Source organism: Leptolyngbya sp. FACHB-541 (assembly GCF_014695875.1).
Classification (GTDB): domain Bacteria; phylum Cyanobacteriota; class Cyanobacteriia; order Elainellales; family Elainellaceae; genus JAAUTN01.
This window is the reverse complement of record NZ_JACJPC010000110.1, coordinates 336,838-360,604: the sequence shown is the minus strand read 5'-3', so window position 1 is coordinate 360,604 and position 23,767 is coordinate 336,838. Positions and strand designations below refer to the sequence as shown.

Annotated in this window: 18 protein-coding genes and 1 pseudogene; 14 read left to right on the top strand and 5 right to left on the bottom strand. The window is 47.3% G+C overall.

Annotated elements, in window-relative coordinates; genetic code table 11:
- The first annotated feature begins 28 nt into the window (after positions 1–28).
- The 4 genes from H6G00_RS24135 (at position 29) to H6G00_RS24120 (ending at position 4,635) form a co-directional block, all read left to right on the top strand.
- Entirely contained in the window at positions 29–1,735 is a 1,707-nt protein-coding gene (locus H6G00_RS24135) for an ABC-F family ATP-binding cassette domain-containing protein (protein ID WP_190798678.1), read from the top strand.
- A gap of 131 nt (positions 1,736–1,866) precedes the next feature.
- Positions 1,867–3,465 carry a 2,3-bisphosphoglycerate-independent phosphoglycerate mutase gene (gpmI, locus tag H6G00_RS24130; RefSeq protein ID WP_190798677.1) on the top strand — a complete coding sequence of 533 codons (1,599 nt, stop codon included), beginning with the start codon at positions 1,867–1,869 and terminating at the stop codon, positions 3,463–3,465.
- A gap of 103 nt (positions 3,466–3,568) precedes the next feature.
- The gene (gene secG / locus H6G00_RS24125) at positions 3,569–3,808 is read left to right on the top strand and encodes a preprotein translocase subunit SecG (RefSeq protein ID WP_190641501.1); all 240 of its coding nucleotides are present in this window, start codon (positions 3,569–3,571) and stop codon (positions 3,806–3,808) included.
- Entirely contained in the window at positions 3,787–4,635 is an 849-nt protein-coding gene (locus H6G00_RS24120; protein WP_190798676.1) for a peptidase, read from the top strand. The genes secG and H6G00_RS24120 overlap by 22 nt, the downstream gene beginning before the upstream one ends.
- On the opposite strand, the gene H6G00_RS24115 is transcribed toward H6G00_RS24120, so the two are convergent.
- Together H6G00_RS24115 and H6G00_RS24110 are read right to left on the bottom strand one after the other, a co-directional pair.
- The gene (locus tag H6G00_RS24115) at positions 4,632–5,561 is read right to left on the bottom strand and encodes a prohibitin family protein (protein ID WP_190798675.1); all 930 of its coding nucleotides are present in this window, start codon (positions 5,559–5,561) and stop codon (positions 4,632–4,634) included. The genes H6G00_RS24120 and H6G00_RS24115 overlap by 4 nt on opposite strands.
- Before the next feature lie 214 nt (positions 5,562–5,775).
- Positions 5,776–6,411: a Uma2 family endonuclease gene (locus H6G00_RS24110; RefSeq protein WP_190798674.1), complete on the bottom strand. Its 636-nt coding sequence runs from the start codon at positions 6,409–6,411 to the stop codon at positions 5,776–5,778.
- A 119-nt stretch (positions 6,412–6,530) separates the two neighbouring features.
- Between H6G00_RS24110 and ilvA the strand changes: the two genes are divergently transcribed.
- On the top strand, positions 6,531–8,039 hold the full coding sequence (gene ilvA, locus H6G00_RS24105) for a threonine ammonia-lyase, biosynthetic (protein WP_190798673.1): 1,509 nt from the start codon (positions 6,531–6,533) through the stop codon (positions 8,037–8,039).
- Positions 8,040–8,163: 124 nt separating this feature from the next.
- Here ilvA and H6G00_RS24100 read toward each other — a convergent pair whose 3' ends face one another.
- The gene (locus H6G00_RS24100) at positions 8,164–9,774 is read right to left on the bottom strand and encodes a WG repeat-containing protein (RefSeq protein ID WP_190798672.1); all 1,611 of its coding nucleotides are present in this window, start codon (positions 9,772–9,774) and stop codon (positions 8,164–8,166) included.
- Between the two features lie 106 nt (positions 9,775–9,880).
- Here H6G00_RS24100 and H6G00_RS24095 point away from each other — a divergent pair, with 106 nt between their 5' ends.
- Positions 9,881–10,528 carry a hypothetical protein gene (locus H6G00_RS24095; protein ID WP_190798671.1) on the top strand — a complete coding sequence of 216 codons (648 nt, stop codon included), beginning with the start codon at positions 9,881–9,883 and terminating at the stop codon, positions 10,526–10,528.
- A 276-nt stretch (positions 10,529–10,804) separates the two neighbouring features.
- Positions 10,805–12,901: a CHASE4 domain-containing protein gene (locus H6G00_RS24090; protein WP_190798670.1), complete on the top strand. Its 2,097-nt coding sequence runs from the start codon at positions 10,805–10,807 to the stop codon at positions 12,899–12,901.
- A gap of 39 nt (positions 12,902–12,940) precedes the next feature.
- On the opposite strand, the gene H6G00_RS24085 is transcribed toward H6G00_RS24090, so the two are convergent.
- Entirely contained in the window at positions 12,941–13,204 is a 264-nt protein-coding gene (locus H6G00_RS24085; protein ID WP_190798669.1) for a hypothetical protein, read from the bottom strand.
- Between the two features lie 25 nt (positions 13,205–13,229).
- Entirely contained in the window at positions 13,230–13,685 is a 456-nt protein-coding gene (locus tag H6G00_RS24080; protein ID WP_190798668.1) for a metallophosphoesterase family protein, read from the bottom strand.
- A 428-nt stretch (positions 13,686–14,113) separates the two neighbouring features.
- Between H6G00_RS24080 and H6G00_RS36800 the strand changes: the two are divergent.
- From H6G00_RS36800 to H6G00_RS24035, 7 genes and pseudogenes are all read left to right on the top strand, one after another.
- Positions 14,114–16,432 (top strand): annotated as a pseudogene (locus H6G00_RS36800) (NACHT domain-containing NTPase).
- 1 nt (position 16,433) lies between these two features.
- Positions 16,434–17,198 (top strand): sterol desaturase family protein, encoded by a 765-nt coding sequence (locus H6G00_RS24070; RefSeq protein WP_190798667.1) that lies wholly within the window; start codon positions 16,434–16,436, stop codon positions 17,196–17,198.
- Between the two features lie 181 nt (positions 17,199–17,379).
- Positions 17,380–17,865: an allophycocyanin gene (locus tag H6G00_RS24065; protein ID WP_190798666.1), complete on the top strand. Its 486-nt coding sequence runs from the start codon at positions 17,380–17,382 to the stop codon at positions 17,863–17,865.
- Between the two features lie 500 nt (positions 17,866–18,365).
- On the top strand, positions 18,366–18,857 hold the full coding sequence (locus H6G00_RS24060) for a response regulator (protein WP_190641512.1): 492 nt from the start codon (positions 18,366–18,368) through the stop codon (positions 18,855–18,857).
- 653 nt (positions 18,858–19,510) lie between these two features.
- The gene (locus H6G00_RS24050) at positions 19,511–21,085 is read left to right on the top strand and encodes a B12-binding domain-containing radical SAM protein (protein WP_190798737.1); all 1,575 of its coding nucleotides are present in this window, start codon (positions 19,511–19,513) and stop codon (positions 21,083–21,085) included.
- Between the two features lie 710 nt (positions 21,086–21,795).
- A complete protein-coding gene (locus H6G00_RS24040) occupies positions 21,796–22,758 on the top strand; it encodes an orange carotenoid protein N-terminal domain-containing protein (protein ID WP_190798665.1) in 963 nt (320 codons plus the stop codon).
- 223 nt (positions 22,759–22,981) lie between these two features.
- Positions 22,982–23,536: a pentapeptide repeat-containing protein gene (locus tag H6G00_RS24035; protein WP_190641515.1), complete on the top strand. Its 555-nt coding sequence runs from the start codon at positions 22,982–22,984 to the stop codon at positions 23,534–23,536.
- Positions 23,537–23,767: the final 231 nt, after the last annotated feature.

The window sequence follows — 23,767 nt, the reverse complement described above, 5'->3', positions numbered from 1 at the left end:
TTATCCTTCACAGTCTGGAGACTCTACGATGTTGCGCCTGGAACATGTCAGCAAAATTTATCCGACGGGTGAAGTTCTCAAGGATATCAACTGGGAAGTTAAACCCGGCGATCGCATTGGTTTAGTCGGGGTAAATGGCGCAGGCAAATCAACGCAGCTCAAGATCATTGCGGGTGAGATGGAGCCCACTTCTGGTCAAATCATTCGCCCCAACAGCCTGCACATTGCCTACCTGACCCAAGAGTTTGAGGTTGATCCCGGCCGCACCGTGCGGGAAGAATTTTGGACGGTGTTTACTGAAGCCAATGCAGCGCAACAGGCGATCGCCCTGGTTCAGCGGCAGATGGAAACCGCCAGCATGGAAGAATTGGATAAGCTGATTCATAAACTAGACCGAGCACAGCGGCAGTTTGAAGGGCTGGATGGTTATGGCTTGGAGGCGCGAATTGAGAAGATTTTGCCAGAGATGGGGTTTGACCCAGAAGATGGCGATCGCCTGGTGAGTGCTTTCAGCGGCGGCTGGCAGATGCGGATGAGTTTGGGCAAAATTTTGCTCCAGGCACCCGACCTACTGCTGCTGGACGAGCCGACGAACCACCTCGACCTGGAAACGATTGAATGGCTAGAGACTTACCTGAGAGGGCTGACTACACCGATGGTGATTGTCTCCCACGACCGCGAATTTCTCGATCGCCTCTGCACCCAAATCGTTGAGACTGAACGAGGCGTTTCCTCCACCTATCTTGGCAATTACACCGCCTACCTCCAGCAAAAAGAAGAGGCACAACTGGCGCAACTCAGCGCCTTTGAACGGCAGCAAAAAGAACTGGAGAAACAGCAGACCTTTGTCGATCGGTTTCGGGCTAGCGCGACTCGCAGTACTCAAGCAAAAAGCCGTGAGAAACAGTTAGAAAAAATTGAGCGAATCGAAGCTCCCACTGGCAGCGTCAGAACCCTTCACTTCCGCTTTCCGCCTGCGCCCCGTAGCGGCCGCGAGGTGGTGATCATCAAAGATCTGGTGCATACCTATGATGAAAAGATTCTATTTTTGGGAGCGGATTTGCTGATTGAACGGGGCGATCGCGTTGCCTTTGTTGGTCCAAATGGAGCAGGTAAGTCTACCCTGCTGCACCTGATGATGGGCATGGAGCAACCCACAGAAGGTGCCGTTGAGTTAGGGGATCATAACGTAATTCCTGGCTACTTTGAGCAGAACCAGGCAGAAGCGCTGGACTTAGATAAAACCGTCATGGAAACAATTCATGATGAAGTGCCCGACTGGAAAAACGAAGAAGTTCGTACACTATTGGGTCGATTTTTGTTCAGTAGTGATACCGTTTTTAAGAAAGTTTCGGCTTTAAGTGGAGGCGAAAAAGCGCGGCTGGCACTGGCAAAAATGCTGCTACGTCCTGCTAACTTATTAATTTTGGATGAGCCAACAAACCATCTAGATATTCCTGCAAAAGAAATGCTAGAAGAGTCCATTCAAAATTATGATGGTACTGTAATCGTTGTTTCTCACGATCGCTACTTTATCTCTCAGGTCGCCAATAAAATCGTTGAAATTCGGGACGGAGAGCTACGGCTTTATCGGGGTGATTATCATTATTACCTGGACAAAATAGCCGAGGAAAAAGAGAAAGCTAGACTAGAAGCGATCGCTGCTGAAAAGGATGCAAAAGCTGCTGCTAAGCGCGAGAAACAAAAACAAAAAGCCAAGGTCAAAAAGGTTTAGGTGCAGCTCTAACCACAGACAGAAATACAGGAAGTACAGACAAATATCAATTTCCCCAGATTGACTTAGTCAGACTTAGGAACTCGAATGATATTATTGCTGAGAAATTATTCAACAAAAGGGCTATCTGCATGACACAAGCGCCGGTTTCTCCTGTGGTGCTAGTCATTTTAGACGGTTGGGGTCATCGGGAAGACTCCAATGGCAATGCGATCGCCGCTGCTAGTACTCCAATCATGGATAGCCTTTGGGCTGCTTATCCCCGAACTCTGATTCACACCTCTGGCAAAAACGTGGGGCTTCCCGATGGGCAAATGGGGAACTCCGAAGTGGGGCATTTGAACATCGGCGCAGGTCGAGTCGTTCCTCAAGAGCTAGTTCGCATCTCAGATGCAGTCGAAGACGGGTCGTTGTTAAGCAATCCAGCCCTGCTTAAAGCCTGTCAAGAAATTAAGCAAAGCGGTGGCAAACTGCACCTAGTTGGGCTTTGCTCATACGGTGGAGTCCATTCTCACCTCAGTCATTTGCTGGGACTGTTAGACCTAGCAAAGGCTCAAAATATTTCTGAAGTCTGCGTTCATCTGACCACAGATGGGCGGGACACAAAACCGACCGATGGTGTAGCCGCGGTTCAACGCATTCAAGACTACATTGCTCAAATTGGCTTGGGGCGCATCGTGACCCTGAGTGGTCGCTACTACAGCATGGATCGAGACCACCGTTGGGATCGAATTCAGCGCGTTTATGAGGTGATGACTCAAGATGGCGAAGGCGATGGTCGCACTGCATTAGAGGTGCTGAAAGCCTCTTATGCGGAAGAAGTCACCGATGAATTTGTCATTCCCACTCGCATTGCACCCGGAGCGGTACAGCCCGGAGATGGGGTGATTTTCTTCAACTTCCGCCCTGACCGCGCCCGTCAGTTAACCCAGGCTTTTGTTGACCCCAATTTCAAAGGGTTTGAGCGAGAAAGAGTTACGCCGCTAACCTTTGCCACCTTCACCCAGTACGACTCCAATTTGCCAGTATTGGTTGCGTTCGAGCCGCAAAATCTCGATAACATTCTGGGACAGGTGATTGCCCAGCATAGTTTGCGTCAGTTTCGCACCGCAGAAACGGAAAAATATGCCCACGTTACCTACTTCTTCAATGGCGGTATTGAAGAACCGTTTGAAGGAGAAGACCGGGAACTGGTGCAAAGCCCGATGGTGGCAACGTATGATCGCGCTCCTGCAATGTCGGCTAAGCAGGTGACAGATGTGGCGATCGCTGCTGTCGAAAAGCAGATTTATTCGCTCATCGTGATCAACTACGCTAACCCCGATATGGTCGGTCACACTGGCCAGATGGAAGCAACTGTGAAGGCGATCGAGACGGTTGATCGCTGCGTCGGTCGGCTGTTGGAAAGCATTGTTCGGGCTGGCGGCACAACCATTATCATTGCTGATCACGGTAACGCTGAGTACATGTACGATGAGCAGGGCAATCCCTGGACTGCTCACACGACCAATCTGGTACCCTTCATCCTGGTTGAGGGAGAGGGACGTAAAATTCCCGGACACGGCACAGAGGTTAGCTTGCGCTCAGATGGACGCTTGGCAGACATTGCTCCGACGATCCTGGAAATCTTGAAGCTGCCACAGCCTCCAGAGATGACTGGGCTCTCCATTCTGGAGCCAGTTGGATTTGAAGTCAAAGCAAACCGCACACCCGTGCGAGTTTCTCTATAGGGGCTTCACCAGGTTTTTGGTGCAAGAGCGACGCTTCTGCACCCAAAAAAACTAACTCATCCCTGTTGTCTGTAGAATAGAGTCAGCTATCCAGGTATCCGTTATGACGTTGACCAGTGCAATAGAAATCTTGTGGTTGTTGTCCGCTGTTGGTTTGATTGTTCTTGTGCTGCTGCATAGTCCTAAAGGTGACGGTCTAGGCGGACTGGGCGGACAGGCGCAGCTCTTTACCAGCACCAAGAGCGCTGAGACAACCCTCAACCGCATCACCTGGACGCTCACTATCATCTTTATGGGGTTGACCATTGTACTGAGTGCGGGTTGGCTAAACCCTCCCCAGTAGGATATTTCTCAAGAATGAAAGGCGATCGCCCTTCAGCTTCTTTAAATCGCCATCTGAGTTGCAGGTGGCGATTTTTGCCGCAGGTGAGCCTGTTCTGGAGTGGAGTGGCGATCGCCGTTCTCCTATCGATCTTTCTACATTTTCAATTTCCCATTCCTGCTCTGGCTCAGGTAGAGCCGCAACCCTCATCGCCGCTAAGTTTGCCTGCGCCCCAGGTGCATCCACTCCCGCCGACGTTGGCAGAATGGCAGGATTCCAGTAATCAAGGCGATTACTTTTCAGAAATCACTCCCACTGAGCTGGGCTATCTGGTGTGGTCAAGGCTTCCAGTGAAAGTTTATGTGCAGCCGCCTACGGAAGCCTTGGTGGGAGGCAACCGCTCTCAAGCCTGGTTTGAGGCAGTCACGCAGGCGATTCAGGAGTGGAGTGCCTATTTGCCGCTAGAGCAGATTGATTCCTTTGAAGCGGCTGATATTTCTATTTGGCGATCGACTCCGCCTATCGAGGGCTGGCAGGAAGGGAATCTTCGTGCCCGCTCTGCGGAAACCCGTTATCAAATTTATCGGGTACGTCCAGTCAACGCGCCCGCCTATCTCACCCAACGCTTCAACATTCTGCTGCGCCCCAGCCAAACCGACCACTACATTCGCGCAGCGGCAAGACATGAGCTAGGTCATGCCCTGGGCATCTGGGGACACAGCTTGTCAGAAACCGATGCGCTTTATTTTTCGCAAGTTCGTAACCCTCCTCAAATATCAGTCAGGGATGTCAACACACTCAAACGGATTTATGAACAGCCAACTCGACTAGGTTGGGCATTGGACTAGTTTGGGGCAGTCGAAACTTGTGGGGCTGAAGATTGTCCCGCCAAGTCTGAATTCAGCTGAAACACTAGGGGCGCTCCGCCTTCGCCACCACCAATCACAACTACTTTGGCATTGTCAGACGTAGCTAAACTTTCAGTTGCCTCGATCGCCCTCAACTGCAAGGCTTCAGCCGTCAAACTTTCAGCCACAATTGCCTGAGCATCTGCTACGCCTTGCGCCTCAACTCGTTTGCGTTCTGCCTCTTGGCGTTCGCGCTCCAGGGTAAACGCCATTTGCTGACTTTCCTGTTCCGCGCTTAGCTTTTCTTGAATTGCAGCTTGCAGTGTTTCAGGCAAAATCACCTCTCGCAGGTAAGCGCCTTCTACGCTAAATCCTAACGGTTCAAGTTGTTCACTCAGTCGTTCTTGCATTTGCTCCGATACTTCCTGCCGTCGGCTAGAGTAAACCGATTCGACTGGATAACTTGCCGTGATTTCTCGAACGATAGAGCGAAACCGAGAGCGAACAATTTCTGTTTCATCATCCCCAATCGACTGGTAGAAATTAACGACCTGCTGGGGTTCCAAGCGATATTGCAAACTAACATGCAGATTGAAGGTCAACCCTTCCTGGGAAGTCACCTCAATCTCTTCGGTCACGTCTCTGAGGCGAGTTGAGAAAACTTCTAAATCAGAGAATGGATTAACCGCATGAATTCCCGGAGTGAGAGGACGCTCCGCAACCTTGCCAAAGGACTCTACTACTCCAACATTGCCAGCCGAAATGATTCTTAACGTGCGTGAGAAACAAACCAGGATTGAAACTAACCCGATGAGAGCGGCGATCGCCTGCACGCCAGAACGATTGCGAGAACTCGTCATCTTTTTGCTAGAGAAATAAACCAGTAGCGCAACTAGAGTCGTCAAGAGAGAAACAACAAAAGCCATAAACCTCTTCTAAGTAAAGATGAAAGGTCTAGCCAAACTCTTCCCACAACCCACACTAGATACAACAATCGCTCCTGAATAAATTTCGGTTTAACCACAAATTTATAAAGCTAATACCGTTTCTACATTGAGGCTGCATATTTTGGAGCGTGCTCTGCGTACGCGGAGCACGCTCCAAAATATGCAGCCTTAAAGAGAATTAGTATGAGATAACTTAAAGCTGAGATAAGAGCCAGGCACTCACTTTGCCATGATTCATATGGCGGCTGCGACGCAGTGCTTCCTCCAGTAGTCCTATGTCTAACCCTGAAAAAACTTGGGATTGGGCAATTCTACGACTACCTCCGTTTTGCACCTCAAAGGCGATAATCTGCACATTCTGCACGTCGATGATCCAGTACTCTCGCACCCCTAGCGCCTCGTACAACAGCCGTTTCTCACCTTTGTCATCTGCTAAAGAAGAATAAGCGACTTCAACCACTAGATCAGGCGGCGGGTAGACATCCAGGTCGATAATTGTTGCTTCCCAGGGTACTGCTTCTGCATTCGCACCCAGGTAAAAAGAAACGTCGGGTTGAGCCTCTTCACAGCCCATTTTGCGATAGGTGCAGTTGTCATGTCCGTCTAAGTCAATTCCTCGGACACTCGCGAACAGGGCGATCGCACTAATCACAATGAAATGATCGCGTGAATGGGGATTACCAAGAGGAGACATTTCGAGCCTCATGCGTCCGTTGTAGTAATAGCCTTTGGTTTCCGCATGGGCAGGATCATCAATGACCTGAAGGTACTCCTCCCAGGACGCATTCACCCAAGTGTCGGTTGGCATCTTTGCCTGTAGCTGACTCATCACGGCACTTTAGCGACTGATATTTCTTGCTTCAGTCTAAAGCAGTTTACCTTTGGATAAGGCACCCCTTCTATAGAGTAGAATTGCCTATATTAAGCATTTGCAAACCTCATCTCCTCATGCCTGACTACCTGGAACGTATCCTGACTGCTCGTGTGTATGATGTGGCTCAGGAAACGCCGCTCGACTATGCGCCAAATCTGTCTGCTCGGTTGAACAATCGGCTGTTGCTGAAGCGGGAAGATATGCAGTCGGTGTTTTCGTTTAAACTGCGGGGTGCCTATAACAAAATGGCGCAACTGCCGCCAGACGTGCTGGCGCAGGGAGCGATCGCCGCTTCTGCGGGAAACCATGCTCAGGGAGTTGCCCTTGCCGCTCAACACTTGGGTACACGAGCGATTATCGTCATGCCCGTCACCACTCCTCAGGTCAAGGTCGATGCAGTCAGAGCCAGAGGCGGAGAAGTGGTGCTGTACGGCGATACTTTTGACGAAGCCTATGCCCATGCCCGTCAGCTAGAAGCAGAAAAAGGACTGATTTTTATTCACCCGTTTAATGACCCGGATGTGATTGCAGGACAGGGCACGATTGGAATGGAGCTGTTGCGACAGTGTCAGAAACCCATTCATGCAATCTTTGTGGCGATTGGCGGTGGCGGTTTGATCTCTGGAATTGCCGCCTACGTAAAACGCTTGCGTCCTGAAATTAAAATTATTGGGGTTGAACCCGTTGATGCAGACGCAATGTATCAATCGCTCAAAGCCGGACATCGGGTGCGATTGCCTCAGGTTGGCTTGTTTGCCGATGGAGTTGCGGTGCGGGAGGTGGGTGAAGAAACCTTTCGCCTATGCCAGCAATATGTAGATGACATCATCCTGGTAGAAACCGATGATATTTGCGCTGCAATCAAAGATGTGTTTGAAGACACGCGATCGATCGTAGAACCTGCTGGAGCACTGGCGATCGCCGCTGCCAAAGCCTACGTTGAGCGAGAGCAAATTACAGAGCAAACCCTGATCGCGATCGCCTGTGGCGCAAATATGAACTTCGATCGCCTGCGGTTTGTGGCAGAACGGGCAGAACTGGGCGAACGCCGCGAAGCTATCTTTGCCGTCACGATTCCTGAAGAGCGGGGCAGCCTGCGTAACTTCTGTGAATGTATTGGCAAACGCAATCTCACCGAATTTAACTATCGGATTGCCGATGAGCAAGAAGCCCACATCTTTGTGGGTGTACAAATTGAGAACCGAGCCGATGCCGTTCGGATGGCTGAAATCTTTGAGGAAAAAGGCTTCAAAACCCTTGACCTGACCGATGATGAGTTAACCAAACTGCATCTGCGGCACATGGTAGGTGGGCGATCGCCCTTAGCTCACCACGAGTTGCTTTACCGCTTCGAGTTTCCTGAACGTCCTGGTGCCCTGATGAAGTTTGTCGGCTCCATGCACCCCAACTGGAATATCAGCATGTTCCACTACCGCAACAACGGTGCAGACTACGGGCGAATTGTCGTGGGAATGCAGGTGCCACCCCACGAAATGGAGGAGTGGCAAACCTTCCTGGATGCCCTGGGTTATCGCTATTGGGATGAGAGTCAAAATCCGGCTTATAAGCTGTTTTTGGGGTAGACGATGTTTGAAAAGCTGAATCGTAACCCAAGATATGTAAGGGCTCGGCATTCGGCGGATAGCTCCGGAATAGACCGAGATTCTTTGCCCGAACGCTAAGCCCTTACAGGGACATTCGCTAATTTTATCGAGGCACTCGAATGTACCCCCACTTGCCTCCCTGCAAATTGATGCTGTAAAAACAGCCGTCACTGTGAGTGCAACCCGTTTGTTCTCTAACCCAGGTGCCGCCGACGTTCACCTTTGCTAAACCTGCCGAAACGCTATGCAGAGCCACTGCATTAGGTATTACGGTCCATCGACCGGAGCGATCGACAAAACCAACTTGATCGCCAATACGAGCCATCGCGATGCCACCCGAGAAAGCAGTCAATACACTGCCTCGGAATTCGTAATTGGGAAGATAGAACTGGGCTGGAATCACGGTATTGCCGTTGCGATCGATGTAGCCCCAGCGGTTGGGCGCATCAGCTACATTCATTTCAACGGCGGCTAAGCCTTCAGAAAAAGGTTCAGCATTAGCAAATTGGGGCTCAACCACCATTTCACCGCTGCGATTGATGTAACCCCAATAGCCGCTGGTTATCTGCACAGGGGCTAATCCGTCAGCAAAAGTTTTCGCGTCCCTAAATTGAGGTTCAATGGCGATCGCCCCTGTCTTATCCATGTAGCCCCAATTGCCATTGACGCTAAAACTAGCCAACCCTTCCGAAAAAGCAGTTGTGCTATACAGTCGGGGCTGAATCACAAACTGCCCTGTCTTATCGATAAAGCCAACTTCACCATTATTGGTAAAAACTCTCGCCAGTCCGTCTGAGAAGCCTTCTGGAACATAGTTGAACTGCGGCTGAATGACGAGTTGCCCAGTTCGATCAATGAAGCCCCAACGCTCTCCTACCCGAACAGCCGCCAGTTCTTCTGAGAAGGGCAACGCTTCATCAAACTGCGGTTGAATCACAATGGTTCCTTGCGTATCCATGTAGCCTAGCTTGCCATTTACGTAAACAGTTGCTAAGCCTGCTGAAAAGTGAGACACACCACCCATCTCGGGTGGAATTGCAAACAGGCTGCGATCGCCCCCCACATATTCCAAAGGAACGGTACGCGGTAAGTTAAGGGTCTGACACAGCAGCGCTGCTACTTCACCTCTTGTTGTAGGCTGATTGGGGCGAAGCTGACGCACATTAGGATAGTTGACCACAATGCGTCCAACGGTTCCCGCGGCGATCGCCCGTCGTGCGTAAGCTGGTACCTGCTGGGCATCGTCAAAATATCGGTGTAGGGTTACTTCTGCTGCTTCAGAGCTACTCATGTTTGCGGCATTGGCGAGGATGGCGATCGCCTGAGTCCGAGGAATTGGCTGTGACGGTTGAAAGCTGCCATCTGGATAGCCAGAGAAAAACTGCCGCGCATAAGCATCTCGAATTGCCCGATACGCCCAGTGGCTAGTCGGCACATCGCTGAAAGCAGGCGCTTGTCGAGTTGGCTCAACCCGTGGAAAGGCATTGAGCATCAGAATCGCAAACTCTGCACGGGTGAGCGTCGATTGGGGTCTGAAACTGTTGTCAGGATAGCCACTGACGAGATGCTGACTCGATAGTTGGTTGATGCAAGGATTTGCCCAATGGCTTTGTGTATCAGAAAAAGCAAGGGCGATCGGGCTAACCACACCCCACAGAGCGACAGTCAGGAGTGAAACTTTACTTCTCAGAAGAATCGGTTTCAATAGATTCATAACCATAAATTGAGAGGGATGAAGGTGTTCATCATAAAGCACAGAACTTAATATGCTCTCTTCAAACGTTAAGATCTAAATTTCGCCTGTGAGTGTATAAAAATTAATGGTTAAACCGATAGCTAAAATACTCACTTTTGCAGTTCTGTTGATCTGCTTGACCTGTGTTTTGACCTTCTCACTGTCTAATCAGGCTGTTTGGGCATCTGCATCTACACCGCTACTCACTCTAGAGGACTTGCCGCCTGGGTTTACTTACTATTCGAGTGAGGAGATGCAAAACGGCTCCTCTGGGGCGATCGCCAACTGTGAGACGGCTGAAGCTCAGGGATATGCCTTTGCCTTGCAGCAAGACGGTGAGATCATTGAACGGGTTTGTGTGACCTCATCGCCAATCAGCAATATCTTTGGGGATAGTGAGTCAAATTCTGCTCTTGGTGAGGCATTTCTGGATGCCATGTTAAGCAATCCAGATGCATTATCTCAACTGTTGGGGCAAGAAAAACCGGCAGATTTAGAATTCCTGGAATTAAAAGGTATTGGTGATTCAGCAGTTGGGTTTAGAGGAACAGTAGAGGCGATCGGTGCAGCAGACATCGGGCTATTTCGCAGAGGTGCAATGCTCAACACCGTGTTTATCATTCACCCAAATCATCCAACGCCGCTTACATCTCTGCAAGAAATTGCGTCCAAGTTAGACGAACAAGTGAAGCTTTCTGTAGGAGAAAGCCCGTTCACACCCGCAACAAGCTAGATTCAAACTAGAAACTAGATCAGTGTGCGACCTACTAGAGAACTAGCTTGATAGATCCCTTCTTGCTTGGTTTCGGTTAGCTAATATATCGGTTATATCAGTAGGTTCTATTTTCATAGCGAAAGAGCAAATATAGGTATCAGTTCAGGTAAAGTACCTCAGTTATGTTCTATATGAAAGCGGGTGCGATAGAACGCTTGATTGAGCAGGGTTTTTCATCTACTTAAGGTTAAGTCAAGCAGAACGAGATTGCCGTAATGGTAAGGAACTAATGCTGTGACGCTTCGCCACAAGACGCTCTTGATCATTGCGGCTACTTTGCTGGGTTTGCTGCTGGTGCTGTCGCTGGTTCTCTCCCGGATTTGGTTGACCGGGTTTGAACGGGTTGAAATACAGCAGACTTACCAGAATGTTCAACGAGTCTCAGATGCGATCGCCAATGATATGGCAGAGTTAGAGGCAATGGTAGGGGATTGGTCGCCTTGGGATGAAACCTATCAGTTCATTGAAGATCGCAACGCAGCATACATTGCAGGAAATTTAGATAACAGTTCCATTGCTAATTTCAAACTAAATCTTGTTGTTTACATCAACCAAGCTGGGAAGATTGTTTTTGCTCAAGGTTTTGATCTTCAAAAGCATGAAGTCACTCCTTTGCCCTCAGGCTTACAAGAACACCTGACTAATCATCCCCGTTTGGCGCGTCACGCTGAACTTGAGAGCAAACTGAGCGGCATTCTGATGCTGCCCGAAGCCCCCTTTCTAGTTGCCTCACAACCGATTCGACGCAGCGATCGCTCTGGCCCCATACGAGGCACTTTAATTTTTGGACGATGCCTGGATGCATCTAAATTTAAGAAGCTGGAAGCATTAACTCACCTATCGATCGCTGCTTTTCCTGCACAACAGCCCTTGCCTGAGGACTTTCGGGCAGCACAGATGGCTCTAGGTGACTCTTCATCCATTTATGTAGAACCCCTAAGCCGCGATCGCATTGCTGGCTATACTCAAATCCGCGACATCTACAACAATCCTGCTCTGCTGATACGGGTAGACAGTGAGCGAGACGTTTATCACAAGGGGCTAAGAAGCTGGAGGTACTTGATTCAAGTCCTATTCTCTACTGGTTTGCTGTTTAGCATCGTCACCCTAGTGCTACTAGAAAAGCTCGTTTTATCCAGACTAACCAGGCTGAGCCGGGAAGTTAGCAATATTCGTGATACCGAAGACTTATCCTTGCGCTTACAGGAGGGTGGTCGCGACGAGCTGTCCCGTTTGATTAGGATGCTCAATCAGTTGTTAGTCACATTGGAACACTCTCAGCAAGCATTGAGTCAATCCAAAGAAGAGTTAGAGCAGCGAGTTGAACAGCGCACCATTGCCTTGAGACAAACCAATGAAGAACTGTTGGCAGAAATGGCAGAACGTCATCAGGTGGAACTGCAACTGCGTAGCTCAGAAAACTATCTGCGAACATACGCTCAGCAGCTAGAACAAGCTCTATGGCAACTGAAAGAAACTCAAACTCAGCTCATTCACAGCGAGAAGATGTCTTCTCTTGGACAGCTTGTCGCAGGCGTTGCCCATGAAATTAATAATCCCCTAACTTTCATTGCGGGCAATCTCACTTATGCCAACAGTTACATTCATGATTTACTGGGGTTGCTGGAGCGCTATCAACAACACTATTGCTGCCCTGCACCCGAAATTCAGGCAGAAGCTAACTCAATCGACCTGGATTTCTTGATAGATGACCTGCCCAAGCTGCTGTCCTCTATGCAGGTTGGAGTCGATCGCATCCAAGAGATCGTTCTGGCATTGCGAAATTTTTCTCGCATTGATGGCGCAACTTTCAAACCATCTGACCTACATGAGGGACTTGAAAGTACGCTGCTAATTCTGCAAAGCCGACTCAAAGCAAAGTCAGGATTTGCTGGCATTACTATCATCAAAGATTATGGTGAGCTGCCTTTAGTGGAGTGTGATGCTGGACAAATTAATCAAGTCTTTATGAATATTTTGAGCAATGCAATTGATGCACTAGAGGAATATCAGCAGCACTTTCAGTTACATCCGGAGCTATCAGCAACAATTTGGATCAGAACCCAGAGGCTCAATTCTCAACGGATTGCTATTCGGATTGCAGACAATGGGTCAGGTATTTCCGAAATCACTCAACGGCAATTGTTTGACCCCTTCTTCACGACTAAATCGGTCGGTAAGGGAACCGGGTTAGGACTATCAATTAGCTATCGGATTATCACCGAAAGGCATGGAGGAAACTTACAGTGTATTTCCACACCGGGGCAAGGAGCTGAATTTATCATCGAGTTGCCAATTCAACAGGAGGTTTTGAATGAGGAGCACAATTGAAAATTAAGTTGCTGGGGCGCTCCTAAATTTCCAAACAAATCAAAGGGCTGATTGCACTCGTTGAATCAACTCATCTAGATGCTGTTCACAGAATTGTTCTGCTTGCTCTAGGGAAATCCCTCGCTCAACCGCATAGGTTTCGAAGGCATTGTAAATCATTGCTTTGGATATCTCTTTTTCTGCTTCTCCAACTGCCCAACGATGTTCAATGCATCCTTGGATGATGAGATTCACCAGTTGTTGCTCTTGGCGAAAATCAGCCAGAAGCTGCTCAGCAACACTTTGGGGAGAGAGGTCGGACATTGAATCAGTCACTCAAAAACTCACTTTATACGGCCAGTTCCACAATTTCTGCGTGGACAGCTTTTCCCTCTACGCGCAGGTGAGCCACTGAGATCGGTAACTTAAATCGTCGTGGCCCGGCACTTCCTGGGTTGAGAAAAAGAATTCCATTGTTTTCTACAATCGACGGCTTGTGGGAATGTCCGCTAATCACAACCTGCACACCGGTGGTTCCAAACAGATTGAATTCTCGCCCAATATGCAGAATGTGAACGGATATATCTTCAATTTTGAGAGTTTGGCGATCGCTGATCGCCTTTGCCCATTCATCCGTATCATTGTTGCCACGCACTGCAACTACAGGGGCGATCGCTTCCAACTCTGCCAAAACTTCCAGGTTACCAATATCCCCCGCATGAAGAATTAGCTCAGAATTTGCCAGAGCCGCTACTGCTTCAGGGCGCAACAGCCCGTGTGTGTCAGAGATTACGCCAACCTGCATGTCTTCCTCAGAGTGTTCAAAATTGCTTCCTGATCGTGATTTATCGGGATTTCCTTTCTCTAGTGTAGTTCTCAGATCTATTTGGCAAAAAAATTAGGGGTATAAGATTGCGATCGCCATGTTTTAATTCGTTACAAAATTGAAATTTGACGTTAGCCTACCTCCTGATGATGTAAAAGCCAAATCAAGCGAAAATACTGAAGCGAGGAGCAAAAAAGAACTTTGAGAGAGTTTTCTAGAAAAACAGGGATTATTTTTTGCAGCCGAAATGTTTGATTTGATTTCAACCGGATGAGAATTAACGCAGTGTCTTTAGGATATGTATTATTTCACTACCTTGAAAGGCAGGTAACATAAAAGAACCCGTGAAATGCCTATTTTTTATAAAAGTTTAAATTTCTCAGCCTAAGATATGAGCTATTTATTTTATGGTCAAGCGATCGCTCCGAGTATCCCCTTCTGACATTCAACAGGCTAAACGAGCCTTTGCCCTCAAAGGGTGGACTCAGGAAAATTTGGCAGGGGAGGTCAACCTAAAGACCCGCCAACCGATCTGGCGATTTTTTACGGGGCAACCTGTTGATCGCCAGGTTTTTCTATCCATCTGCTCGATCCTTGACTTAGATTGGCGAGAAATTTCGGAAAATCCGCCTGTGGATTTTCCAGAACCCGGAGAGGTAGGTGAGACTGTTCCGCTAGATATTGATCGGTTGGCGCAACAGGTGCGATCGCAACATCGAGATACCATTCAAAACCAATGTGGAATCTTGCAGTTGCTCGACATTAGCCATCCAGTTAGCCTGGATGACATCTATGTAGATGTGAATATTTTGGAGGAAATTGCCAGTCAACAGTGGTTTGAAATTGCTGATTTGCAAAACTTGAAGCCCACCGAATTCGATCGTGTAGGCTTGGGAGCGGTTGAGCAAAAGCAAATACCGGGAATGCAGGCGGTTGAAACCTACTCAAAGCTTAGAGTGTTGGGCAAACCAGGCGTAGGCAAAACCACTTTTTTGCAGCATCTAGCGATTCAGTGCAACCAAGGTGAGTTTGCTGCCCATCAAGTGCCAATCTTCATTGCCCTGAGAGATTTTGCTGAAGAATCCAGAGATACAGGTAAGTTCAGCCTCTTAAGCTACATCCGTCAGACCTTTCTCACCACTGGAATTTCAAACCCGTCGGTGCTGGAAACGTTGCTGCAAGCGGGGCGAGTTTTGCTATTGTTGGACGGCATGGATGAAGTGCTGAACCAAGACATTACAGCAGTTCTAAGAGAAATTCGCAAATTCTCTAACCAATATCACCGCAACCGATTTGTTGTCTCCTGCCGCACTGCTGCCCAACGGCTGCAGCTGTAAGGGTTCACGGATGTAGAAATTGCTCCCTTTACTCAAGCTCAAATTATCATTTTCGCGCAAAAGTGGTTTTTGGCACTCACCCAAACGACGGCTCGATCAGGGCAGGAGCAGGCTGCTCAGTTTATCCAGAAGCTAGACTTGCCAGAAAATTGGCAGTTTCGTCAACTGGTGGTCACACCTTTGTTTTTGCATCTCGCCTGCTGGGTGTTTCATGGTCAAGAAAAGTTTCCAACTAAGCGGAGTGAGTTTTATAAACAAGGGTTAGATTTGCTGCTGGGACAATGGGATGAATCGAAAGGAGTTGAACGCGATGATGTATATCGAGGGTTTTTGTTGCCCCAAAAACTGAGGCTGCTGAGTCAGTTGGCAGCAGTGACCTTTGAACAGGGGCAATACTTCTTTGAACAGCGCACGATCGAGCAATATATCGGTGACTATTTGCGGAACTTGCCGGGTGCGCCCTTAGAGCCAGAGGAATTGCAACTCGAAAGCGAGGCCATGTTAAATGCGATCGAAGCACAGCACGGGTTACTGACCGAGCGGGCAAGAGGAATTTTTTCGTTTTCCTATCTGGCATTTCAAGAATACTTCACGGCACGCAAAATTGTTGCCAGCCACAACTTGCGGGCACTAGAGCAAACCCTGGGAGGACTGGTCAGCCACATTACCGATCAGCATTGGCGCGAAGTTTTCTTGTTGACAGCTGCCATGTTGCGGAGTGCCGATTCCCTGGTGCAGTTGATGAAGCAACAGATTGATGGATTGGTTGCTCAAGACCCCTATTTGCAGGAATTTTTGATGTGGGCTAGTCAAAAATCCCAAACCCTTTCATCTCAACCCAAAGTTGCAACTTCACGAGCGTTTTACCTTGCTCTTGCCCAAAATCCCCATACAGCGACTCACTTTGCTTTAGCTAGTACCCTTGATCAAGGGATGTTTTTAGATGCGGCATTAGACAATTTACTGCTAGAGTGTGCCATTAATCACAGTCAGGATTTTGCCCATGCGAATGCGTGTGGCGAAGCACTTAACAACATTATGGTAATGGTTTTAGATGCGGGATTTTACAAGTCGCTCCAACAGTTGAGAGACCAGTTACCCTCTCCTAATCAAAATCAAGAACGGTTTCAGGTTTGGTGGCAAACTCACTATTCTGCCTGGATAAAACAATTGCGGGACACAACTGCCGATTACCGAAATATTCACCATTCCTGGCAGTTTAGCCCTGAGCAAAAGCAAGTGCTGCAAAGCTACTACGATGCCAATCAGCTTCTAGTCGATTGCTTGAATAGTAACTGTGAAGTCACAGCAGCAATCCGGCAAGAGATTGAAACTACATTGCTGCTGCCTCAAAAGGAATTAGAGGATCGGGAATGGCAAGGAGATTAAATTGATCAGTCACTCGTTTGGATTTTACGGTATTGCTTCTTTTGGAATTATTTTGTTGCGATATTTTCTGGTGGCAGGAGGAACTTACTTATTGTTCTACTCGCGATTCAGTCAATCCTTTGTTGATCGTAACTTGCAACACCGGACTCCTTCTTGGCGATCGATTCAACGCGATATTCAACTCTCTGTTCTTTCAGCAGGGGTGTTTGCGCTGGCGGCAGCATTTACTCTATCCGCTTACAGTTGGGGCATTACTCGACTGTATAGCCACCCTCAACAGTATGGGCTGTGGTATTTGGGGATGAGTTATGTCGCGGTGTTAGTTCTCCAAGATACCTACTTTTACTTTACCCATCGCTTATTTCACCACCCAGATCTCTTTCCCTGGCTGCACCAGGGACATCATCGATCGCACCATCCTACCCCGTGGACTTCATTTGCCTTTGACCCCTTAGAGGCAGTTGTTCAGTCGCTTTTCCTGGTCGGCATCATCTTTGTGATGCCATTGCATTTCGTCACGCTGCTTGCTGTTCTCACAACGATGACAGTATGGGCGGCACTAAACCATCTTGGGATCGATCGCTTACCCGCTTCGTTTCCTCACCATTGGTTTGGTCGGTGGTTTATTGGGCCTGCCCATCATTCCATTCATCATCTCAAGTACACTACCCATTACGGGCTGTATTTTACCTTTTGGGACATCTTACTCCGCACTGCTGATCCCAGCTATAGGAAGAAAATTAGCGATCGCCAGCCTAGTCTTTGATGCATGAATTCAAAAAATTTCTAACCTATTATGTTGGAGTTAATCAACTCATTCACGAAATCAAACGCTGATCTGTCACCTTGGTGATTGACCGAGAGCAGTAAACGAGCCAATCCGTGAGACTAATTGGGGGTTGGCGAACTAGATTCGGCTTTCATTTCAATCTTTAAGGAGCTGACTCATGAGTGTTATCAAAAAATTAATCGTGGATGCTGATGCCGAATGTCGCTATCTCACACCGGGAGAGACGGAGCAAATCAAGCGTTTTGTGGTGAGTGGCGATCGCCGCCTGAAACTGGTCAGAGTTTTAACGGAAAGTCGCGATCGCATTATTAAGCAAGCCGCCAACCAATTATTCCAGCGTCGTCCCAGCCTCGTCTCACCCGGTGGTAACGCTTATGGTGAGGCTATGACTGCGACTTGCCTGCGAGATTTAGACTACTACCTGCGCTTAATGACCTACAGCGTGGCGGCTGGAGAAACAACTCCTCTTGAGGAAATTGGGGTAATTGGAGTCCGCCAAATGTATCATTCTCTCGGCACTCCCATTGATGCTGTAGCTGAAGGCGTGCGGGCAATGAAAGGTGCCACAACCACAATATTGTCGCCAGAAGAGTCCACTGAAGTTGGTTCTTACTTTGACTACTTGATTAACGCACTTCAATAGCTGTATCTAATTTCATTTCCTCAGGGGTTCAGTGCAAGACTTGAAGCGCTGACAAACTTCTCTTATTGCGTTATTCCATCCCGAATCGAGCTGTAGTCAATCAAGTCTTACAGTAAATCAAACAGCACCGCTTCAAAGTACTAGAAAAGCCAGCTAAACCCGCTTTACCCAAGGTTTAGAATGCAAAGTTTCAGAATACGGATGATTCAATGACCCCTCACACAAGGCTACTGAAACAGTTGTCCAAACAAACCTTTCTAAGGGGGGATTGGCAAGCTGATCCTATTAATCTTGATCAGTTTATGAGTAGTAGACGACTATGCCCGTGTTGCTCAAATGTTTTGCTCCGTCATGTTTGTTTTGGTAGGTTTTACTGGCGTTGTAGGCATTGTCACCAGGTAATACCAGTCATAAAAGACAGAATTACATTTGCCACTTAAACAAGCTTGTCGTATCAGTTCATTTGCTCCAATCTTCATCATTACAAGCGAGGAATCAATATGTCGATAACGAATGAACTCTTGCTTAATCCTGGTTTACTTAAAAATGTGGAAATCCTTGTAGTAGACAACGACCGCGACAGCAGGGATCTGTATGCTTGTCTACTAGAAAGCTATGGGGCAAAAGTGACCACAATTAGCTCAATCAAATCTGCATTAGACTTTTTAGACTGGTACATTCCTACCATTCTGATTTGCGACATAAGATTTCTGGGCGAAAGCATTCATCCACTCATTCAACACGTCAGGCATTTTACGCTCAGCACGGGCAGAATGCTCCCAATCATGGTTACTTCGGCTAGTTCTCTCACAAGCTTTGCTCAACAGCGGAGATTGGAGGTTGAAGCATATTTGCTCAAGCCTATTGACCTTAACCGCTTTGTCCAGGAGATCTGGAAACTGACACTCCTATCCAGTGTTGCCTATCCGCTTAACCTTCAAGATTGGAGCACATTGTGTTCGAGTGTTGAAGTCAGTTGTATCGATGCATGAAGTCTTTGTCTCCAGTTGGTTTTCTACTTGCTTCGATCGCTGTAGTCACCTGGATCAACGGACGCAAATAGACCCTTCTTTTATCTCACGGGAATGTTACTGCTATTAGCCCGGCCGTTGTTGACAGACTTTTAGCAGTACCAATTCTGATTGCAAAATTTCAATACGTTCTGATGCAACTCATACAATTCAAACACCTGCATCAACATTATTTCAATCGTTCCTATGCGATGTTGCTTAACAGTATAAAAATGATGCTTCATCTAAATTTAGCTTCAACTCGAAATCATGACTTACTTGCTTTCTCTTTTAACGACTGAATCTTCTCAAGAAGCTGCTCAGATCCTTTGCTATCACATGAATGACACAAACAATATTCAAGTCATTCGGGTGATGGTGGGGTGAAGTGTCATTTTGAGCGGGTCGTTTTCCCCGAAGAGCGTGTTTTGTTTGAAGCATCGTTAGAATCTTACTTAGAAATCTATTCATTCCTAATTAATAAGACAAAATCAAGAAAAATTGACTGCAAATCTTTGCAATTTGATGACGGATTCGGTCTTCAAAAAACTTTTTAATTAAAGTTTTTAGGCTGGATTTCTTAGGCTAAATTCTTATGGATTAGAAACACTATGGCAATTAATAAAAGCAGTACCATGCGAGTTTTGTTACTTTATCCTCTTTTTCCAAAATCATTCTGGTCTTTCGACAAGGCTCTTGAACTGATTGGGCGCAAAGTTTCTCTGCCGCCGTTGAGTTTGACCACTGTTGCAGCTATCCTGCCTCAAACTTGGGAGTTTCGCCTGGTAGACCGAAATGTTGGTTATGAGAGTGAAGCAGATTGGTACTGGGCAGATCTGGTGATCGTCTCCGGCATGATTGTGCAAAAAGAAGACATGCTGCATCTGATTGAAGCAGCAAAGCGACGGGGCAAACGAGTTGCAGTTGGAGGCCCTTACGTTACTTCTGTTCCTGATGCTGCACGAGCGGCTGGAGCCGACTTTTTGGTGTTAGATGAGGGTGAAATTACCTTACCCCTATTAGTCGAAGCTCTGGAACGAGGAGAGACTACAGGAGTTTTTCGCTCCAATGGTGAAAAACCAGATGTCACAACTACCCCTCTTCCGCGATTTGATCTGCTCAACCTAAACGCTTACAGCGATATGTCAGTCCAGTTTTCGCGGGGTTGTCCCTATCAGTGTGAATTCTGCGACATTATTGTGCTGTATGGACGAAAACCTCGCACGAAGACACCCGCGCAACTCTTAGCAGAGTTGCAAAAGCTCTACGACTTGGGATGGCGGCGATCGATCTTCGTTGTAGATGATAACTTCATTGGCAACAAACGAAATGCCAAGCTAATGCTGCGAGAACTAGCTCCCTGGATGACAGAATGGGGCTATCCCTTCAGTTTTTCAACCGAAGCCTCTGTCGATTTGGCACAAGATCAGGAATTGCTAGATTTAATGATTGCTGCAAATTTCGGTGCTGTCTTTTTGGGAATTGAGACTCCAGATACTGATAGCCTGTCTCTGACTCAAAAGTTTCAAAATACGCGCAACTCGCTAATAGAATCTGTTCAAACTATCAATCGAGCGGGACTGCGAGTGATGGCAGGATTCATTATTGGGTTTGATGGCGAGAAATCAGGGGCAGGCGATCGCATCATTGACTTTGTGGAAGCTACGGCTATTCCCCAGGCTCATTTCAGTATGCTGCAAGCCTTACCCAATACTGCTCTATCGCAGCGCTTGCAAAAAGAAGGAAGATTACTCGAAACGGGGGAGGCTAATATTCATCAAACCACGTTAATTAATTTTGTTCCTACCCGTCCCCTAGTAGAGATTGCTCACGAATATGTCCGCTGCTTTTGGGATTTATATGAACCCGATCGCTACCTGGCACGGGTCTATCGCCATTTCATTGACATGAAACCCAAACCTCATAAGAAAAAATTCAAGCTGCCAGCACTCATAGACCTGCGAGCCCTGTTCATTATTTGCTGGCGACAAGGGTTAAAACGCAACACCCGCTGGCAGTTTTGGCAGCAGTTGTTTTCAATCATTCAGCATAATCCAGGCGTATTCAAACACTACCTGACTAATTGCGCGCATCTAGAACACTTCATCGACTACCGTCAAATTGTGCGAGATGAAATTGAAGCTCAACTAATTGATGATTCACCCATCGAATCGAAAGCCACTGAGTTGATAGCACCTCGATCAGCCTAGGAAAAGCCTTGCAGATGCTTTGCGATTTCAGCAGCTTCAACTAATGGATTAATTTTGTTTTTAATAACCACAACCTATAGAGTGTATGATTTTGCACAGTTGATGCCGTGGTCGGCACTCTGTTAGCGTAATTCAATCACCATTGAATAGACTATGATGATGTTGTAAGGCTTGCAAAAGGACACCCACGAGCTACACCAAAAGCCGAGGGAAAACCTTCAACCTTCCTGAAAAGCATCGTAGCGATGGTAGTGAACAAATTTCGGCTGAAGTCCAAGCTAATATTCGCTCTGATGGCGCTCGACTGATTGCTACTCGTTTTACGGTTGGTTACATCTCAGACGATGAAGGTCTCATCAATAACTACGCAACTGAGCCCATCATTTCTGTTTCAGCATATTCTTTACGACAACAACAGCGACACTATGCTTCTCTAAGAACGGGAACTGTACTCTCTGTCGCTTCAATAAGGTTCGTTGCATTGGCTGCTAGCTAGGAATTTATAGCCTGGGTAGATTGCAGCAAGTTGTTCTACTGAACTTAAACAGCTTGCTGTCATCATTCACTCAATACAATCTAACTGTCAACCTTTAAGCTTTTACGGATATAGCTGTATTCCTTTTCCTGAAACTGTTCTACCTTGCATGGAACAGTTACATCCATCTATCACTTTTGACAGATTCAATGTAGTCCAAATTTTGGAGTTTTCTATGACTTTTACAACCGAATCTGCTCGCTCTATTTTTCCTGATACCAAGGTTTCTGCTGTTGTTCCAAAAACAATTGAGCAATTTGACAAACTCAAAGCAGAAGACCAACTGGCATTAATTTGGTTTGCCTTCACTGAGATGGGTAAAACGATCACTATTGCAGCTCCGGGTGCCGCCAACATGATGTTTGCTCAGAGCACTCTTGACCAGATTAAGCAAATGTCACCTGCTGAGCAAACGCAGGTGATGTGTGATTTAACCAACCATGCGGATACACCCATTTGCCGGACCTATGGTTCTTTCACCATGAATATCAAACTCGGCTTCTGGAATCAGTTGGGAGAATGGATGGAAAAAGGACTTGTCGCTCCGATTCCTCAGGGCTATCAGCTTTCTTCTCAGGCAAATGCGGTGTTGAAGTCGATTAAGAATGCTGAGCCGGGACAGCAAATCACTATTCTCCGCAGCACCGTAGTCAATATGGGGTTTGACTCGCAGGATTTAGACAGTCCTAAAAAGGTTGCTGATCCGGTTGTGATACCCACGGAGATGGCAAACCGAACCCAAATCCAAATTGAAGGTGTAACTCATCCAACAGTTTTGAGCTACATCGACAATATGAACGCTAATGACTTTGAGGTCGCTGTTGACCTATTTGCGCCCAATGGTGCCCTACAGCCTCCCTTTCAAAAACCAATCTTGGGTCGCGACTTGATTCTTGCGTATATGCGAGAGGAATGCCAGGGGCTGAAGCTGATGCCCGAGCAGGGCGTTGTGGAAAGTGTGGAAGAGGGGTATACCCCAATCAAAGTGACTGGCAAGGTTCAAACTCCCTGGTTTGGTAGTAGCGTGGGCATGAATATTGCATGGCGGTTTTTGCTTGATCCGGAAGGCAAAATCTTCTTTGTCGCGATTGATCTGCTGGCTTCACCCAGGGAACTGTTGACCTTAGTACGTCGCTAATTTCCTAGTTTTGGGCCAATTGATTGTGGCTGGGTTGTGAGAAGTGCAAGCGCTCTGCTGAAGTTCGGTTCTCACGATCCATGCGTTTCATAGGATTTGTGTGCGATCGCTTCCAACTCAATATTTTTATCTCTACATTTCGTGAAGCGCTTAGATAGCTCGAAGATGCTATTTCAACTCGATATTCACCTTAATAAAACCAACTCGATCGAAGGACAAAATTATGGATGCTCAAGAGATTTTGAGACTCTACTCCACAGGACAACGAGATTTTAGTCATGTAAACCTGGTTCAAGTCTGCCTAACCAATGCAAAGTTAATTGGGGCAACGCTGATTGGAGCCGAGTTGATTGGGGCTGATTTACGTGGAGCAGATCTGACTGAGGCTCATCTCAACCAAGCAAAGCTGAATCAAGCCAACCTAGCTAATGCAGAAATGATTCAAGTTTGCTTAACTCACGCTGATTTGAGTGGGGCAGACCTCAGTGGAGCAGATTTGACTCACGCTGATCTGAGTGGGGCAGACCTCAGCGGAGCCAATCTAGGGGGGGCAGATTTGCGGCAAGCCAACCTGGGTAGAGCAGATTTGAGCGGGGGAGATTTGCGGTGTGCAGATTTGACGGGTGCGGATTTACGGCAGACAAATCTTAGCCACACAAATTTAGATGGGGCATATCTGGGTGAAGCAGATTTAACGGGGGCAAATATTCAAGGAGTAAATATGGATAGAGCAAGGTTGAGCAAAACTAAAATGCCGAATGGAACTACACATAACTAATCACTCAGATGGGCGTTTAAGCAAGTCATTGCAAACTAGAATAGAGATATAAACAGCGACAACGCTACACGTTGCGAGGCAGCCAAAATGGATGCCAATGAAGTTTTGAAGGATTATTTAGAATCTGCCAATTGTCTAGGTGATTGATCAACAATCTGCCGCTGGTTAGAGGCGCAGTTAGCTAAGTAGTACTGCTAATCCTTGTCTAAGGTATGTTGAAAATTTTGATTG

Excerpts from the sequence above, each read along its gene's own strand:
- H6G00_RS24050 (WP_190798737.1), top strand. The coding sequence starts at position 19,511 with ATGCGAGTTTTGTTACTTTATCCTCTTTTTCCAAAATCATTCTGGTCT.
- H6G00_RS24115 (WP_190798675.1), bottom strand. The coding sequence starts at position 5,561 with ATGGCTTTTGTTGTTTCTCTCTTGACGACTCTAGTTGCGCTACTGGTT.
- H6G00_RS24135 (WP_190798678.1), top strand. The coding sequence starts at position 29 with ATGTTGCGCCTGGAACATGTCAGCAAAATTTATCCGACGGGTGAAGTT.
- H6G00_RS24080 (WP_190798668.1), bottom strand. The coding sequence starts at position 13,685 with ATGCAGGTTGGCGTAATCTCTGACACACACGGGCTGTTGCGCCCTGAA.
- H6G00_RS24095 (WP_190798671.1), top strand. The coding sequence starts at position 9,881 with ATGGTTAAACCGATAGCTAAAATACTCACTTTTGCAGTTCTGTTGATC.
- H6G00_RS24035 (WP_190641515.1), top strand. The coding sequence starts at position 22,982 with ATGGATGCTCAAGAGATTTTGAGACTCTACTCCACAGGACAACGAGAT.
- H6G00_RS24100 (WP_190798672.1), bottom strand. The coding sequence starts at position 9,774 with ATGAATCTATTGAAACCGATTCTTCTGAGAAGTAAAGTTTCACTCCTG.
- gpmI (WP_190798677.1), top strand. The coding sequence starts at position 1,867 with ATGACACAAGCGCCGGTTTCTCCTGTGGTGCTAGTCATTTTAGACGGT.
- secG (WP_190641501.1), top strand. The coding sequence starts at position 3,569 with ATGACGTTGACCAGTGCAATAGAAATCTTGTGGTTGTTGTCCGCTGTT.
- H6G00_RS24040 (WP_190798665.1), top strand. The coding sequence starts at position 21,796 with ATGACTTTTACAACCGAATCTGCTCGCTCTATTTTTCCTGATACCAAG.
- H6G00_RS24060 (WP_190641512.1), top strand. The coding sequence starts at position 18,366 with ATGTCGATAACGAATGAACTCTTGCTTAATCCTGGTTTACTTAAAAAT.
- H6G00_RS24085 (WP_190798669.1), bottom strand. The coding sequence starts at position 13,204 with ATGTCCGACCTCTCTCCCCAAAGTGTTGCTGAGCAGCTTCTGGCTGAT.
- H6G00_RS24065 (WP_190798666.1), top strand. The coding sequence starts at position 17,380 with ATGAGTGTTATCAAAAAATTAATCGTGGATGCTGATGCCGAATGTCGC.
- ilvA (WP_190798673.1), top strand. The coding sequence starts at position 6,531 with ATGCCTGACTACCTGGAACGTATCCTGACTGCTCGTGTGTATGATGTG.
- H6G00_RS24110 (WP_190798674.1), bottom strand. The coding sequence starts at position 6,411 with ATGAGTCAGCTACAGGCAAAGATGCCAACCGACACTTGGGTGAATGCG.